Annotated in this window: 9 protein-coding genes, 1 pseudogene and 1 riboswitch; of the genes and pseudogenes, 4 read left to right on the plus strand and 6 right to left on the minus strand. The window is 42.7% G+C overall.

The window, feature by feature from the left end; all coding sequences use genetic code 11:
• Positions 1 to 300: 300 nt before the first annotated feature.
• Together AC58QM_RS34980 and AC58QM_RS34985 are read right to left on the minus strand one after the other, a co-directional pair.
• Positions 301 to 1,704, minus strand: coding sequence for an NCS2 family permease (locus tag AC58QM_RS34980; protein WP_497289295.1), 1,404 nt, complete (start codon positions 1,702 to 1,704; stop codon positions 301 to 303).
• A gap of 231 nt (positions 1,705 to 1,935) precedes the next feature.
• Positions 1,936 to 2,036: riboswitch (purine riboswitch) on the minus strand.
• Positions 2,037 to 2,260: 224 nt separating this feature from the next.
• Positions 2,261 to 3,994: an ABC transporter ATP-binding protein gene (locus tag AC58QM_RS34985; RefSeq protein WP_497289276.1), complete on the minus strand. Its 1,734-nt coding sequence runs from the start codon at positions 3,992 to 3,994 to the stop codon at positions 2,261 to 2,263.
• 227 nt (positions 3,995 to 4,221) lie between these two features.
• Here AC58QM_RS34985 and AC58QM_RS34990 point away from each other — a divergent pair, with 227 nt between their 5' ends.
• The 4 genes from AC58QM_RS34990 to AC58QM_RS35005 all read left to right on the plus strand — a co-directional run bounded on the left by AC58QM_RS34990 (position 4,222) and on the right by AC58QM_RS35005 (position 9,698).
• Positions 4,222 to 5,664 carry an ABC transporter permease gene (locus AC58QM_RS34990; protein WP_497289277.1) on the plus strand — a complete coding sequence of 481 codons (1,443 nt, stop codon included), beginning with the start codon at positions 4,222 to 4,224 and terminating at the stop codon, positions 5,662 to 5,664.
• A 12-nt stretch (positions 5,665 to 5,676) separates the two neighbouring features.
• Positions 5,677 to 7,185 (plus strand): ABC transporter permease, encoded by a 1,509-nt coding sequence (locus tag AC58QM_RS34995; RefSeq protein WP_497289278.1) that lies wholly within the window; start codon positions 5,677 to 5,679, stop codon positions 7,183 to 7,185.
• A gap of 120 nt (positions 7,186 to 7,305) precedes the next feature.
• Positions 7,306 to 9,138, plus strand: a complete 1,833-nt coding sequence (locus tag AC58QM_RS35000; RefSeq protein WP_497289279.1) for an ABC transporter substrate-binding protein — start codon at positions 7,306 to 7,308, stop codon at positions 9,136 to 9,138.
• Positions 9,139 to 9,239: 101 nt separating this feature from the next.
• Positions 9,240 to 9,698: a hypothetical protein gene (locus tag AC58QM_RS35005; protein WP_497289280.1), complete on the plus strand. Its 459-nt coding sequence runs from the start codon at positions 9,240 to 9,242 to the stop codon at positions 9,696 to 9,698.
• 224 nt (positions 9,699 to 9,922) lie between these two features.
• Here the strand turns inward: AC58QM_RS35005 and AC58QM_RS35010 are convergent, their stop codons facing one another.
• The 4 genes and pseudogenes from AC58QM_RS35010 to AC58QM_RS35025 form a co-directional block, all read right to left on the minus strand.
• Positions 9,923 to 10,285 (minus strand): DUF1304 domain-containing protein, encoded by a 363-nt coding sequence (locus tag AC58QM_RS35010; RefSeq protein ID WP_497289281.1) that lies wholly within the window; start codon positions 10,283 to 10,285, stop codon positions 9,923 to 9,925.
• Positions 10,286 to 10,439: 154 nt separating this feature from the next.
• On the minus strand, positions 10,440 to 10,607 hold the full coding sequence (locus AC58QM_RS35015; RefSeq protein WP_497289282.1) for a hypothetical protein: 168 nt from the start codon (positions 10,605 to 10,607) through the stop codon (positions 10,440 to 10,442).
• A gap of 163 nt (positions 10,608 to 10,770) precedes the next feature.
• Positions 10,771 to 10,962, minus strand: a pseudogene (locus AC58QM_RS35020) (GMP synthase (glutamine-hydrolyzing)); the annotation flags it as partial.
• A 249-nt stretch (positions 10,963 to 11,211) separates the two neighbouring features.
• Entirely contained in the window at positions 11,212 to 16,863 is a 5,652-nt protein-coding gene (locus AC58QM_RS35025) for an S-layer homology domain-containing protein (protein WP_497289283.1), read from the minus strand.
• Positions 16,864 to 16,882 lie beyond the last annotated feature (19 nt).

Here is a 16,882-nt window from a genome sequence, read left to right on the forward strand (position 1 = left end):
TCTTTTATAGTCGATTACTCGACTGTGCTTACTCACTCGTTGTTCAGTTTTCAAAGATCAATTTCTTTCGTTCACTGCCGTGTTACCGAAGCAGCGAGAAGTAATATACCACATCAGCTTATTCGAATGCAAGAACTTTTTTCAGAAAGTTTCTTTCGTTCATTCGTTCTTTCGTTCGACCGCCGAAGCGACAAGGAGTAATATAACAAATCCTCCAAGGGAATGCAAGTTTTTATCTCATGGTAAAAAACGACAATTAAAAAGGCCCTGGCGCATGATGCACCAGAGCCTTACCTTCTATTAACCTTGGCTTCCAATAAAGACGTATCGAGCAATGATTAGAATAGCTAGTACCCACATTAACCAGTGGACACTGTATTTCTGTTCACTTTTGCCACTCGCATTAGCTGCTGCAGCAAGAACTACATAAGTAACGATACCGAAGGAAATGCCGTTTGCAATGTTGTATGTGAAAGGCATTAATACTATTGTCAGGAACGCTGGGATCGCGATAACAAAGTCTTGGAAGTCGATCTCTTTAATGGATTGAACCATTAGAACACCTACCACAATCAATGCTGCCGCAGTTGCAGAACCCGGGATTAGCATAACAATTGGTGCTAAGAACAGAGCAAGCAAGAAACATACACCTGTAGATACTGCTGTTAAACCTGTGCGACCACCTTCGGCTACACCTGCTGAGCTCTCTACAAACGCTGTTACTGTACTCGTTCCAACTAATGCACCACCGCTGACGCCGATCGCATCAACGAACATCGCTTTACCTACGCGTTTGGTACCCTCTTCTTTATTCTTCATAATACCAGCACGATTCGCTGTTCCTACCATTGTACCGAATGTATCGAATAGCTCAACGAACGTGAAAGTAACGATAACAGATACGATTCCTGTTGTCATAATGCCTGCGAAATCAAAATCTGCGAAACGCAGCTTTGACATATCCGGTACCCATGTTGTTTCGCTGCTAGTTAATGTAGCTAAATCAACCATACCCATGAAATAACCGACTACAGTCGTTCCTAGAATCCCGAATAGAATCGCGCCACGCACACGCATTACCAGCAAAATAGAAATCAACAAAATTCCGACGAGTGTTAAAATGACACCTTTATTTTCTAATGAACCCATATGGAAAATAGTTTCAAAAGAAAGAACATCCGTAAATTGATGTGCTTTAATATCAGTACCTGATTCAACGGCTACAGTAAGGATACCGCTGTTTTTAAATCCGATCATCGCGATAAACAAACCAATTCCCACAGTAATCGCATGCTTCAAACTATCTGGGATAGCAACAAGAAGCATTTGACGCATTTTCGTAATCGTAAGGATAATGAAGATAATCCCCGAAATAAACACGGCTGTGAGAGCCATCGAAAACGTAAATTTACCTTGTGACGTCAAAATGATAGTCGCGAAGTACGCATTTAAACCCATTCCCGGAGCTAAAGCTACTGGGAAATTAACGAAAAGCCCCATTGCAATCGTCATGACGCCTGCCGCGATAGCTGTTGCTAAAAACACAGAGGTCCAGTCTCCACCAGTTGCTCCTGTTTTAAAAGCACTCAGGATATCTGGATTTACTGCTAGGATGTAAGCCATGGTCATGAACGTCGTGATCCCCGCCATGATTTCTGTTCTTACGGTGGTGCCATTTTGTTTCAACTTAAAAAACCGATCCAAATCCATCTTCCTACTCCTCCTAATGAATGGTGGGGAACCACAGATAAACGCCTTTATCGTCCCTCTAGGACGAACGCGTTTAGCAGGGTTGTGTGAAGCAACGTGTACCTATATGCTTTCCGGCCAACAGCAAAAAACCCGGAATCGTGGTGTCTGATTCCGGGTACGAAAAAGGAGCCGTCCATATGAGGGCTGCCTTCAAAAAGTGAAGTTACAGAAAAAACTCATAGGGATACCGTTCCTTTTTTTCGTAGCCAGATCATTTGCGGTGATCTCGTAGAAACTCCCAGGCCAATCCCCGAGATTATACGAAAAACTGTTATCCAATTTCATATTCTATTGAAGAATTGGGCAAGTGTCAATAAAAAAAGACGAACGTTTATAGGGTAAATAATAACAAATCGTTCGTCTTTTCATTAGGTCCCTGCTTCCTCCTGAAAAGAACGAAAATAGCATCTAAAAGAAGGTACCTTTCACCCCACTACATAATTTTCAAAAACGCAAAAAAGCGCATCTCTTCTGTATGAAGAGACACGCTTCTCATCGTTTGTTTATGTTAGTCTACTACAGCCAGCCAATGCCCAGGCTGCACTTCAACAAATCGCGAACGGTCCAACCCGTACGGATCTTGAATGGACGGATCGAGGAGCGGCACGAACTTCTTGCGAGACTCTATCGCTGGATTGGGTACAGGAATGGCCGCAAGCAGTGACTTGGTATACGCATGCAACGGATTCGCATACAACTCTTCGCTCTCCGCTAGCTCTACGATTTTGCCTTTGTACATGACCGCCACACGGTCGCTGATATGTTTGACCATCGAGAGGTCGTGCGCGATAAATAGGTATGTTAACCCCAACCTCTGCTGCAGCTCCTCCAGAAGTTTAACGATCTGTGCCTGAATAGATACGTCCAGCGCCGACAACGGCTCATCGCAAACGATAAATTCCGGCTCTACCGCCAATGTTCGTGCGATGCCGATTCGCTGCCGCTGTCCGCCAGAGAACTCATGCGGGTAGCGCATAGCATGAGCTGCGCTAAGTCCAACCATCTCCAGCAATTCCTCGATCCTATGCTGACGCTCAGACTTGCTTTTCGTCATCCGATGAAGGTCAAGTGCTTCCCCAATGATGTCGGCAACGCGCATACGCGGATTCAATGAAGCATACGGATCCTGGAAGATCATCTGCATATAGCGTCGCATCGTCTTCATCTCACCGCGGGATAAACGGTTAAGTGAGATCCCCTTGTAGAGCACTTCTCCACCCGTTGCCTCGTTTAAGCGTAAAATCGTTCGGCCTGTGGTGGATTTACCACTACCTGATTCTCCCACAACACCAAGCGTCTCCCCCGCACGGATATCAAAGCTGATATCATTGACGGCTTTGATGATCTGACCCTTACCTAAGTTGAAATGTTGTTTCAGTGATCTAACCTGAAGCAAGGGACGCTCATCTGCTGAACGACTCACAGCGGAGACCAGCTTAGGTTTCTTTTTCTCATCAAGCCTTGGCAGTGAATTCAGCAGTCGTATCGTGTAGGGATGCTTCGGTGCAGAAAAAATTTCTTCTGTCGTGCCCGTCTCCACAACCTCGCCATCCTTCATAACCACGACCCGATCACACATACCTGCCACGACACCTAGATCATGGGTAATCAAAATAATGGACGTGCCAAGCTTCCGCTGAATTTCTTTCATCTGATTCAAAATTTGCGCCTGAATGGTTACATCAAGCGATGTGGTCGGCTCGTCCGCAATAAGCAGCGACGGCCGGCAAGCAAGCGCGATTGCAATCATTACACGTTGACGCATACCACCGGAAAACTCATGGGGATACTGATAGTAGCGTGTTTCTGGGAAAGGGATACCAACTAGCTTCAGCATCTCGATAGCTTCCTGCTGTGCTTCCTGTTTCCCCAGTCCCCGATGCTTGATTAGACTCTCTTCAATCTGCCGACCAATGCGCATCGTCGGGTTAAGTGAGGACATCGGATCCTGAAAAATCATCCCGATATCGCGACCGCGGATATGCTCCATCTCCAAATCTGACTTATCAGCTAGGTTCTGGCCTTGAAAGAGGACTTGTCCCCCCTTCACCATCGAAGGCGGAGACGGCAATAACCGCATGATCGTTCGTGCAGTAACACTTTTCCCGCTGCCGGATTCTCCTACGATGCCCAGCGTCTCTCCTTCGCGAACGGAGAAGCTTACATTCCGAACCGCTTCAACCTCCTTATCGCGAGCGTAGAAAGAGACTGACAATTGCTTCACTTCTAAAATGGATGTCATATAATCACCTTTGAGTTGGGATAAACTTGAAAAGAAAGTTTCTATCATGCGTAAATACATGTTAAAATATAAGTTAATTATATCGCAACGATAAATAAATTATATAATTCAAATAAAATAAACAATTTTTCGACTTTCATTGACATTTTTCGTTACCACTCTTAAAATCTACTATATCGATCGGAATAATGCAATATAAAAACTGACCGACAAAGGAGCATACGAACTTGACCGGGCACACTGCAGCTACAGAATCCCTACTAGTCGATCGACTCGGGAACCTCTTTTTCAAAATGCTATTGCATCCTACTTACCGTTTTTTGCTACTGCTAGTGGGAGCTCCCTTGCACCTAATCGTCTATTCTGTCTATCTGTACAGTAAGAAGCATAGTATGCACAAGGTTGCGCTGGACAAGCTAGAACAGCAATGGACGTCCTCCGGCTATCGAGATCGACTTTTCGAAGAGACGAAGGAACAACTTGAACGCAAGCACCAATTCTTTGGTCAATCCGTTGCGCCTGAGAAGCTGGAACGTGAAGCTAATCAGATTACGGCGATCAAATTCAAGGAAGCGCTACTGAGTCAACTTGAAGCGGCGCAAGAGGGAAACACTAAGTCGAAGATCACCTATGCGGATACGTTCACCCAGTTGATCCGAAACCCTGCGTTTCTTGCTTTATCCATAATACCTGGCGTTCTCATGTATGCACTGATGTTCGTCTATAGCAACGCCTATCTCAAATATATTATGGAGCGGCTCGTAATGACCGTTTTCGTCATATTCGGCGTCGCCTTTCTCGTCTTTACGATTCTATATCTGTCGCCTATGAATCCAGCGGCTAACATTATTGGAGAAACCGCTACAGCAGAGCAGATTGCTTCGTTCAATAAGCTATACGGATTGGATCAACCTTATCTAGTTCAACTGTGGGACACGTTTCGAGGGATTATCACCTTCGATTTAGGCAAATCATTCGCAGGCAACGAAGTTGTCACAACCTCCATCGCTGCGAAATTTCCTGTAACGCTTACGCTCACTGTTATCTCTACGATAATAGCGGTATTGATCGCACTGCCGATTGGGTTGATCTCGGCCACAAGGCCAAATTCTTTTGTGGACTATACGTTCATGTTAATTGCACTGATCGGCTTGTCGATCCCTAACTTCTGGCAAGGTTTGGTTCTTATCTTGAATTTCTCCATCAAGCTGCACTGGCTGCCTGCTACCTATAACCCGCAGAACGCCTTAACGATGATTATGCCAATCATCGTCTTAGGGACAGGACTGACAGCGGCAGTCGCTCGGATGACACGTTCTTCCACATTGGAGGTCATCCACGAGGATTACATCATTACAGCTCGGGCGAAGGGACTCTCTCGCAGACAAGTGTTGTGGAAGCACGCCGTAGGCAATGCGCTAATCCCGATTATCACAGTCATCGGACTACAGTTCGGTGGGATGCTGGGTGGGGCTGCTGTTACGGAGAAAGTTTTTAATATCAACGGAATAGGGAGTTACATCGTGGACAAACAGTTTATCCCCGATATTCCCGCAATTATGGGCGGTGTCGTCTATACCGCGATCACCATCTCTATCGTAAATGTCATCATCGACATTCTATACGCTTTTTTTGATCCAAGAATCCGTTCCAAAATGAAACAATACTAGCAGGTGACCAACGTGACGAAACCGATACTTAGTAAACAGGACATTCACTTCAGATTACAGACCTGCTCCGAATACGGACAGGCTAGCTTTGCCGGAATCGCCACCTTAAGCTTGGCGTTGGTTCTGTTGATTAACAGCTTCGAAGGTGCACATTTGGCTACGAATTCAGTCGTTTTCGCTGCCTTTGTCTCCTACTTGGTCTTCGCTCTGCTCCAATTGGGGACAATGGCCTTGATTCGAAGAGATCTGCTCCAGTATGGGGAGATACGTCGCACCACGCGTTGGCTAGGTTACGTACTGCTAATTAGCTTGCTGACCGCGAATATCTTCATTGCAACAGCAGCCTTTCAGCTCATCAAGCGTAAGAGTAGTGCCATTTACACGCTCTCAGTCTACGCACTGCTGACAACCGTGTTCGTGTTCGCCGTTTCGGCGTTAAACGTCTTTAAGCCCTATGTATCCAATTTATTCGTACCTGGCATGGCTCTCATTTTATTCGCTGGCGTCATACAAATACTTGGCTTACTTCTGATCTCCCGCTATGCAGATCGACAACTTCTGCCCAAATGGTTCTGGATCGTCGCAGTCCTGGTGCTTGCAACCTCGCTAACGGGCAATCTCTTCGCTCTTGCACTTGGCATCTTATTGATAACCAAGCTTCAGAACAAGGAAGGCTCGTCGGGAACCAAATTAAATGAGGTTGTCGAACGGCTATCCCGCAGTACAACTTCCATGTTGGGTCTGTGGTTCATCGGATTCTTGATAGCCATTTCATTGTGCAGCTACTTAACGTTCGACTATGGGCTAGCTATCGATAATAACTACTCAGCTATCCTGCAATCACCAAGCCTTACTTATCCCCTTGGTACGGATAACTTTGGCCGATGTCTATTCTCTCGCATTGTATTCGGTGCACGTATCTCACTCTTCGTGGGTATTCTCTCGACATTGATCCCTGTGATCATCGGGGGGACATTGGGAGCGATATCTGGCTACTACGGACGCAATACAGACAATCTCATCATGCGAGCGCTCGACATCCTTTATGCGATTCCTGGTATTCTATTGGCGATTGCGATCATCGCGGCATTCGGCGCCAACACGGTTAATCTTATTATTGCGCTTAGTATTGGGGCGATCCCCACCTATGCACGAACTATGAGAGCCAACGTGTTGCTCGTCTCTACACTGGAATATGTGCAGGCAGCGCGCGCTTTCGGTGCAGGCGATCTAATCATTCTACTCAGACATATCGTACCTAACTCGATTGCGCCAATGATTGTCAAATCTACGTTGACCGTAGGCGGAGCTATCATCTCGACGAGCAGCTTAAGCTACCTCGGACTCGGCGTCGAGCCGCATATTCCCGAGTGGGGCAATATTTTGAAGGTAGGAAGCTCCTATCTCGAAACTCACTCTTATACAGCCATCTATCCTGGCTTAGCCATTATTGCGCTAGTGCTGTCATTCAACTTCCTTGGCGACGGTCTTCGCGATGCGCTTGATCCCAAGCTCGACTAAACAAGCTATTCATCTAGGAATATTCATTCTTACTCCATGACTTCATCGTAACGATTTAACTTGAAGGATAATGGAATGAATGTGCGTTCATATACTTAAATTTACTAGGAGGGTCAAACTATGATTAAGAAAAGCAAGGTCGTCATCCCCGTTATCCTCGGTGTCTCTATGATGCTTAGCGGATGCAATTTCACAACTAAAGACGAAGCCGCTGCAACACCAACACCATCAGCAGGTGCGACAGCAGCCGCTAATACTACGCCTGTAGATATCGAATTACTCGGTATGAGCGCTAACGAAACGGACCTTAACATCGTTCGTGATCAACTTACAAAGAACGGCTTCAACGTTAAGTTGAACATTCAGCCGGATTACGGTACGTTCAAAGCCCAACAGGATGCAGGTAACTTCGACGCTGCCCTATCCAGCTGGACTACAGTAACCGGAAACCCGGACTATGCGGTACGTTCCCTATTTAAAACAGGCGGCGACTACAGCATCATGTCCGATCCAGAAATCGACAAACTGATTGATCAAGCAGCATCTCAGACGCCTGAACAGTATACAGAGACTTACAAAAAATTCGAGCAGCAACTCGTTCTAGACAAAGCGTACATCGCACCACTTTACAACTCACTTAAAGCACAAGCGTTCAATCAAGATGTATTAAAAAAAGAATCTGTACGACTTTCGAAGTCACGCTCCCTACCATGGGAAGAACTTGATTTCAAAGATGCCGCTAAACGCGCGAAAGATCCTATTATTCTGCAGTCCACACTTCCGTCTTTGACATCGCTCGATCCAATCAAAGGGAACGACGGTTCGATTAATATCATTAACACAAACATGTATGTACGCCTACTTAACTTGACGGACGACGACAAGCTAACGGCTGAGGGTTCTCTCTCTCACAACTTTGCAATTGCTGAAGGGAATTCAGACTACTATTTCGTACTGCGTGACGATATTAACTTTGCACAAATCAAGAACAAGCTAGCAGCTGATTCTGGCGAACGCGTAGGCGCAGAAGATGTTATCTTCTCGTTGAATCGTGCTAAGAACAAAAATTCCGTACCTAACCACCGCACATTTACGCTGCATGAACACATTAAAAACGTAGAGCTCGTAACAGACCCTGCGGTTCTTGATTCCATTAAAATTTCCGGCAGCTCCGACACGATCAAAGCAGGCTTGGAAAAAGGGCTGAGCTCCAAAATCTCTTCCCTCGTATCTGACAAAACGAAAGTAAGCAACAAAGAAGGCAAATATCAAGTTGTCAAATTGACAACGACAGAGCCGTTCCCACAAGTATTGAACTATTTAGCTCATCAATCGGCTGGTATCGTCTCCAAGAAACAAGTCGAAAGCATCAACACATATGATGTAGCTAAATATGATGTGAACAAAGACATCGCCTACGGCGACCAAGCAGGGGTTACCGAAGGTGCCAAATACAACAATACGCTGGCAACAAGCGGTCCTTATATCCTGTCGTACAAGAATGATTATGAAGCTGTCTTCTACAAAAACCCTGGATATATGAAGGGTACAAAGTATGAGCCAAAAGTAGATTCTATCAAAATTCGTTTCATCAAAGATGCTGAAGCTTCCCTATCCGCACTAAGAAGTGGTGAGATTCACCTGTACTACGGTGTGTCCGAGACTAAGTACGATGTTGTTAAAGCCGATACTAAGCTTTTACTGCAAACAATGCCTAGTAACGCTGTGTCGTACCTTCTGTTCAACACCAAGAACCGTGATATTGCCAAAAGTGCTGACTTGAGAAAAGCTGTGCTGCACTCCATTAATCAAGACGAATTCCTTGCTTACTACAAAAACAATAAGTTCAAAGCGATCTCGACATTAAGCCCGCTTGTCAAAACAGGCTTAGAAGTCAAAGCAGATCCAGCTAAAGTAAAGGATTTCCTAAGCAAATATAAAGCCAGCAAGTAAGATTCACCGCTGAACATGCAAAAGACTGCCTCATCGTCGATATGACGATTGGGCAGTCTCTTTCATAACAACGCCATGCGCATGGATAGGAGCGAACCAATATGCCAACTTCCGAATCAAGTTTAGTTAAACTATCGCAATGGGATGCTCTCATCCTAGAATCACTTAAGAACCAAGGATGGTCCACAGACGAGCTGCTTCAACGGGTTCGCACTGGCCAGCAGCTTCCGGTAGACGATAGCAAATTCCAATTTGACTATGCGCGCTTAACTGAGCTTGAGAGCAGCGATCCCGATGTGTTCGAACAAGCTGTACGTCACGGCTACCAAATCAAATACAACACGCTCCGCGGTATCGCCAGCTGGATACTTGTCGTGTTTGGACAGGAACCTGAGCTGCAGCTCGAGGCGGGTCAAGAGTCAGTCGTTGCGAGTCTTTCGGCAGAAGAGTATAACCGTCTAACGACTGTACTTTCATACGGATGGGTTGTGCGCGGCGAACAGCCATCTGCACCTGAAGCGAGATCAACATTCGTTATAGAGCCTCTCGTTCGAGGATGAAGCCGTCATCCATCCGCGCTCAGTCGCTGTGCTTTGCGCCTGTAGACTCTACTACGTACAGATAAGTATTTACCTTGGGATTCCCTCAAGCAAGCTTACGGCGGCCTCTAGCGTTCTGTGTGAGGCGACAGGCTATGACTTCATCCAAATAAATTAAAATACTCCCTTCTATTTGCTAAACACGCAAATAAAAGGGAGTATTTTTGTGCAGACACAGCCTTCAGCTAGGTAAGGAGAACGAAAACAAGCGCTGCTAGTGCAGGCAAACCCTGAACGAGTAGAATTGATTTCTTAGCGGTAGCCCCTCCGAATGCGGCTGCAATGAGCACACACACTAGGAAGAAAATTTCAATCGACCGCCCAATCGATGCATCTGGATGGACAAGCCCCCAAACAAGACCAGCTGCCAGAAAACCATTGTAGAGCCCTTGATTAGCAGCCAAACTCTTCGTGATTTGAGCATTTTCTTTCGTCATACCAAATGATTTCATTGCACGTGGAGTTGTCCATAGGAACATTTCCAGCACCAAGATATACAGATGCTCAAGCGCAACAAGACCGACCAAGATCGCTGCGATTATTGTCATAACTATTCCTCCAATCAAATTAAGCAATATTACTAATGTACCATATTTGTCCAGTCCTCTCGCTTATCAAATAAAAAACTCCCTTTGAGCTATACGCTTTAGCTCAAAAAGAGTTCTACTTACACGCGATTAGGGCTTATTAAGTCTGCACTTCCTATAGCTTGGCGGTTTTCTTTGAAAGTTCATCGCTTTCTTTGTTGAATGCACGCCTGTGATCTAGCCATTGGCCAGTTTTGAATTTTTTAAGTGCAAAGCATGCAGACGATAGCAACAAAAGCAAGAAGGCACTATAAGCTGCTATACTCCAAAATTGCCCGTTCATGGATTCCTCCTATAAATGAACTTCCCCTTAATGAAAGTAAACGTAATGTTCATATTACACCCACCAAAGGATAGAAGGCAATACAAATTCTGGTCATAGAAAAAACTCTCTTTTATTCGCTAAACAACGCAAATAAAAGAGAGTCCTTTTTACAAGCTATCCCCTATTCCCACTCAATCGTAGCCGGCGGCTTGGACGTGATATCGTACACGATACGATTCACGTTTTCAACTTCGTTTACGATACGAACGGAAATCTTCTCAAGCACATCCCAAGGGATACGCGCCCAGTCAGCAGTCATGCCGTCGATGGATGTAACTGCGCGGATACCTACGGTGTAGGAATATGTTCTAGCATAGAGTGAATTACTATTCAATTATCACATTGTTTTTGTATATCAATTGTAGCTGGTAAAACCAGTGATTTCAACTAAAATCACAAAAAGGTGTTTCAGCTTTAATAATTGCTAAGTTCAATATCTGAAAATATGAATACCCCTTCACTAAATGGCAAAGGGCTTATCATTAAATTTGATAAGTCTATGCGCTTTATAATGAAAAAAGAACCTACCAATTTGGCAAGTTCTCTTTTCTTTTACTTTTTATTAGTTAACAATTACAGTAGCGTTTGCCCCTGCAATTATGGTAAATCCACCTACCTGCTTTAATTTTGTAAATACTGTGTAAGTACCTGCTTTTGTGATAGTTACAGGGAAATTTAACTCTAGTCCATTATGTGTTTCATACATGGCTTTGTTGTCGTTCAAGTTAAATCCTGCTTCTTGCCCCCATGCAAAAATCAATGGTTGCGTAGCTGTTCCTTCTTGAACAACTACTGGCACACCTGCACCTGCAATTGGAGCAATTGTAATGTCAGCGGAAGTTAGTCCATCAACACTAGCGTAGAATCTAAACAGATCATTGTCATGGTCATTCCCCACTGTCCCCACAGTAGATGCGCGTAGGTTGAACTGAGTTCCTACAATAGCGTCATTTACAATGGGCATGTGAATCATTAAAGACGTTGGAACAACTGCCACAGGTGGAGCAACTACAGTTACAGAGCTTCCGTCATTAGTAGCTTCTGATGTAATTGAGTAAAGCCCTGCCACGTTCTTTACATTAATTTGGAAGTTCATAAGTCCAAGTGGGTCAGTACCATCAAGAACATATGTCGCGGTATTAGTGCCACCAAATGAACTTACGAAATTGAACGAATTAGGATTGTTTCCATTAATCTTGAAATTCCCTAATTTCCATACCCCTTGGGATGATGTAAATTTCAGCGTTACTGTATCTCCAATTGTTGCTTTTGTTTTGTCAGCGTTGCTAGACTCAATGTGAACATTGGAAATGATTGCAGGTTTCAAAACATGAACGCTACTTCCATCAGTAGTTTGTTCTGTTGTTACGGAGAAGAATCCTGCACTGTTCTTAACATTGATTTGGAAAGTTACCAACTTATCAAGATCAGATTCATCAACAGTGTATGTTGCGGTATTTAAAAACACACCGCCAACTGGAACGCTTGTGAAGTTTGTTGGATTACCACCATTGATTTTGAAGTTGGAAAGTTTAGTTACCGCTTCCCCTGTGTTGAACGTTAAAGTGATAACGTCACCCACAACAGCATATCTACCATCTTGATTGCTTGAAATGATACTAACGTTTTTGATTACAGGAGATTGTGTTACAGTAACACTACTACCATCGCTCGTAGCTTCTGTAGTGATTGAGTAGAATCCACCTGCATTTTCAACGTTGATTTGGAATGTCATAAAACCTTCTGCATCAGTAGTATCTACCATATAAGTTGCTGAATTCAACCAACCATTGCCTGTATCAATAGATGTGAAGCTTGTAGTATTCCCACCATTAATCTTGAAGCTTGTTTGTTTAGTTACTTGTTCATTTGTTTTAAATGTAAGTGTTACAAGATCACCTGCTACCGCTCTTGCTGAGTCAACATTACTAGATTGAATATGAACATCGCTAATTACTGGTGACTGACTTACACTTACACTACTGCTATCAGTCGTTGCTTCTGTAGTGATTGAATATAGACCTACAGCGTTCTTAACGTTGATTTGGAAGTTCATCGCACCTTCTGGGTCAGTTTCGTCAATTACATACGTAGCAGTGTTAATCCATGGCGCACCAACACCGCCACTAACAGAACTGAATGATTTAGCGTTTCCACCATTGATTTTAAAGTTGCTTAATTTGTCTACCTGTTGATTTGTTTTGAATGTTAATGTAACTGTATCACCAACATTAGCCAACGATTTATTTGCGTTACTAGATTCGATATGAACACCGCTAATGACAGGTGCTTTCAATAATGTAACAGAACTGCCATCATTCGTTGCTTCGATTGTTTGTGAATAAATGCCATCTTCATTTTTAACGTTGATTTGGAAGTTAACTAGCCCTTCTTGGTCTGAATCTTCTAAGATATATGTTACCTTATTAGCCCAAGTGTTTCCAGAACCTAGCGATTCGAAGCCAGTTGGATTACTTCCATTGACTTTGAAGTTCCCAAGCTTGAATACTTCTTCTGTGGTGTCAAACGTTAAAGTAACTGTATCTCCTACTTTTGCAAGAGTTTTAATATCGTTAATCGAAGAGATTTTCACATTGCTGATAGCAACTTGTGGTGTTGCAACTTCTTCTTCGTATACTGTTACTGAACTGTTATCGTTAGTTGCTTCAATTGTTTGGGAATAAATACCTGCACCATTGGTTACATTAATTTGGAAGGACATTACCCCATTTTGATCTGAACCATCAAGCACGTACTTAGCTTCAACACGCCCACTAGGTAATTGAATAAATGATGAAGGATTATTCCCATTGATCTTGAAGTTACCTAATTTGAATACGTCTTGATGCCCTGCATCAAATGCCAATGTTACTGTGTCACCTGTTTTAGCTTTAGTTGGGTTTGCATTGTTAGACATGATTTTAACGCTTGAAATTACAGGTGCATTGTTCGCTACAACTACTGCGCTTCCATCATTGGTAGCTTCAATAGTTTGTGAGTAGATTCCTGCTTCATTTTCAACGTTAATTTGGAATGTCATTGCACCATTTTGATCTGATTCGTCAACCAAATATGTTGCTGTATTTGTCCAATTAGTTCCTGATTCTACTGATTCAAAAGTTTTAGCATTTCCACCATTGATTTTAAAACTAGTTTGCTTATCAACTTTTTCTGTAGTAGTGAATGTTAGTGTTACTGTGTCGCCTGATTTAGCATACTTGGTATTAGCGTTATTTGATTGAATATGAACATTGCTAATAGCTACTTGTTCTACTGGCTCTGCGATAACAGTTACAGAACTATTATCATTTGTTGCTTCAATGGTTGGTGCGTAAATTCCTGCGCCATTCATTACGTTGATTTGGAAGTTCATTAGACCTACATGGTCAGTTCCATCAAGAACGTATTCAGCAATCACATGATAATTATTAATTGAAACTGGTTGCATTCCGAAGCTAGATGGGTTATTTCCGTTAATCTTGAAGTTACTCAATTTGTACACTGGTTTGTCAGTGTCGAAAGTCAAAAATACTGTATCGCCTGTTTTAGCTTTAGTGCTATCATCGGCATTGCTAGTAACTATATGAACATTTGTAATTGTTGGTGCATTATTAGCCACAAAAACACTACTACCATTATACGTTTCTTCTGTGGTGATAGAATAAAGTCCTGCGCTATTCTTTACATTAATTTGGAATGTCATTTTACCATCAGGGTCAGACTCGTCAATAGTGTATGTTGCTGTATTTAACCAGAACTCAGTAAAGCCATTCATACGTTTTTCGCTTGTGAAGCTTGTAGGATTTCCACCATTGACTTTGAAGTTCCCAAGCTTGGATACTTCCATTGGTGTATCGAATTGCAGAGTAACAATGTCACCTACTCTTGCGTGTGCAGTGCTATTGTTGTTATTTGACATAATGTTAACATGAGATATTACAGGCGCTTCTTGATTTTCTGGTGGATTATTGGCGATTACAACAACAGAACTTCCATTAGTAGTTGCTTCAATTGTTTGTGAGAATATTCCTGCGCTATTTTTGACGTTAATTTGGAAATTCATTGCTCCAAGTCGGTCAGTGGCATCAATAATGTATGTTGCTGTATTAATGTATTTGCTTCCTGTCAAAACGCTTGTGAATGATGCAGGATTTCCACCATTAATCTTGAAGTTTCCTAACTTAGAAACCTGTTCAGTTGTTTCGAATGTAAGCGTTACAGTGTCACCAACAGTAGCTTTAGTGCTATCTGCATTGCTAGAAGCAATATTAATATTACTTACTGCCACTGGTGCAACTACTGGCGGTGTTCCACCTAGTTTTGCTTCTGCTACAAGCAAAGCATTATAATTTGTAACCAATTCTTTTTGTTCATCAGTCAATCTATCATAGTAAGTTCTTGCTCTTTCAACGTCTTGTGCAAAATATTGATCTACCTCTCTATCAAGACGAGAGATTTGAACAAGTGCTATATGGTAATAGTCTGTTTTTAGGTACTGTGCAGTGCTATAAGCGATTGGATGTTTGTCTGCATCATAAAAAATAACAGTGTACCAATCTAAGCCATTATTGTATTGATCGACAGTCTTTCTCCAATTGTATATAGTTTCAGTTGCGTCAACACCTCTTTCAGCAACTACACTAAATTCTCCAAGCACATAATTACTATTTGTTAAGTCGAGAGGTGTAGTGTATCTATCACTACTGCCATGCACATTGATATATTTATAATCCTTAACAATATCAGGGAGTTCATTGTTGCTAACAGTTACTTTAAGACCACTTGCATACTGTTCTGATGCAATCACTTCTTGCTCAGTAAAGCTACGCATAGTCACGTTGCCAGTAACTTCTTTTGAAATAGGAATCGTTGTTTTTGCAGGAACGACAACACTTAAACTTCCTGTTACTGCTTTTGAATTGTCAGATGTTCTAGTTACTTCAAGCACTAAAGCTATGGTTGTATCTGCTGTTGGCGGTGTGATTGTTCCATTAAGATCAATTACACTGTTATCAGAACTTTTAATAGCTACTGTATAACCAGTTTCAATTGTAGGAAGTTCAAGGCTTGTTGCGTCCTTTGTTGGTGCTTGGATATTTGTAATGCTATCTGCAATCAATTGAGCAGACTTCACTATTGGTGCATAAAGCGAGAAGTGATGAACAGTTGCTTTTACGAATGTTTGATTACCAATCGTGACAATTTCTGAATCTTCTAATAATTCCCACTTACCTCTATTCGTATTATAGTAAGACATTCCAGAATCATTGCTTGTGGTAGGAAGGGTTAGTACAAGCCCTTCTTCTGGAAAAGTTCCAGAGAAAGTAAAGTCCATTGCTTGACCTGCTGTTTTAATCCCTGCTGTTTCAGTAATAGGAACTGCTTTTGCTGAAATTGTTGTGCCAATCGGAAGCCCTGATACAGTTGTACCATTAGCAAATGTAGCTTTATCACCTGTTATGACTGGAATTTGAGTAACAGGGGGTGTAGGTGTAGGTGTTATAGGTGTACTACCACCACCACCGCCACCAAAGGTAGGACTTGGGCTTGGACTTGGGCTTGGAACAGGTGTTGTTGTTGGTTTATTTTCATCCTTAACTTTTTCTACACTTTTCAAGAAGTTAACACCCATAATAGCTGATTGCTCTCTTGTTGCATTCCCTTGTGGATTGAATGAACCATCTGGGTTGCCAGAGATCAAACCAAGTTGAACAGCAATCGCCACATATTTTTTAGCCCAATCAGAAATCTTATCTGCATCTGTAAATGTTAAAGGAGTATCTTTAACATTAAGCTCACCTTGCTTCTCCAATGCCTTAACCATAACAACTACAGTTTGTTCTCTAGTTACAGTAGCATTTGGGGCGAACATATTATTTCCAATTCCATCAACGATGCCAAATTTCTTAGCGGATTCGATATATGGTACTGCCCATCCTTCAGCATCGCTGAAAGATGAAACAGCGTTATTATCAATTGGAAGTTTCAAAGCTTTTACTAAGATAGTGACGAATTGCGCTCTTGTCAGAGTCCCTTGTGGGTCGAAATGTTCTGCATCAATACCTGTTAAGATACCTTCTTTTTGAAGTTCGATGATAGCGTCTTTTGCATATGAACCAGAAATATCACTGAACGTTGGCGTTTCTGCAAGAGCAGGAAGGGATATCGATAATAGCATTGCACCCGTAATAATAGTTGGTAGAAACTTTTTCATGTTTTTTGTATTCCTCCAA

It is taken from the genome of Paenibacillus sp. J22P165, assembly GCF_059692015.1.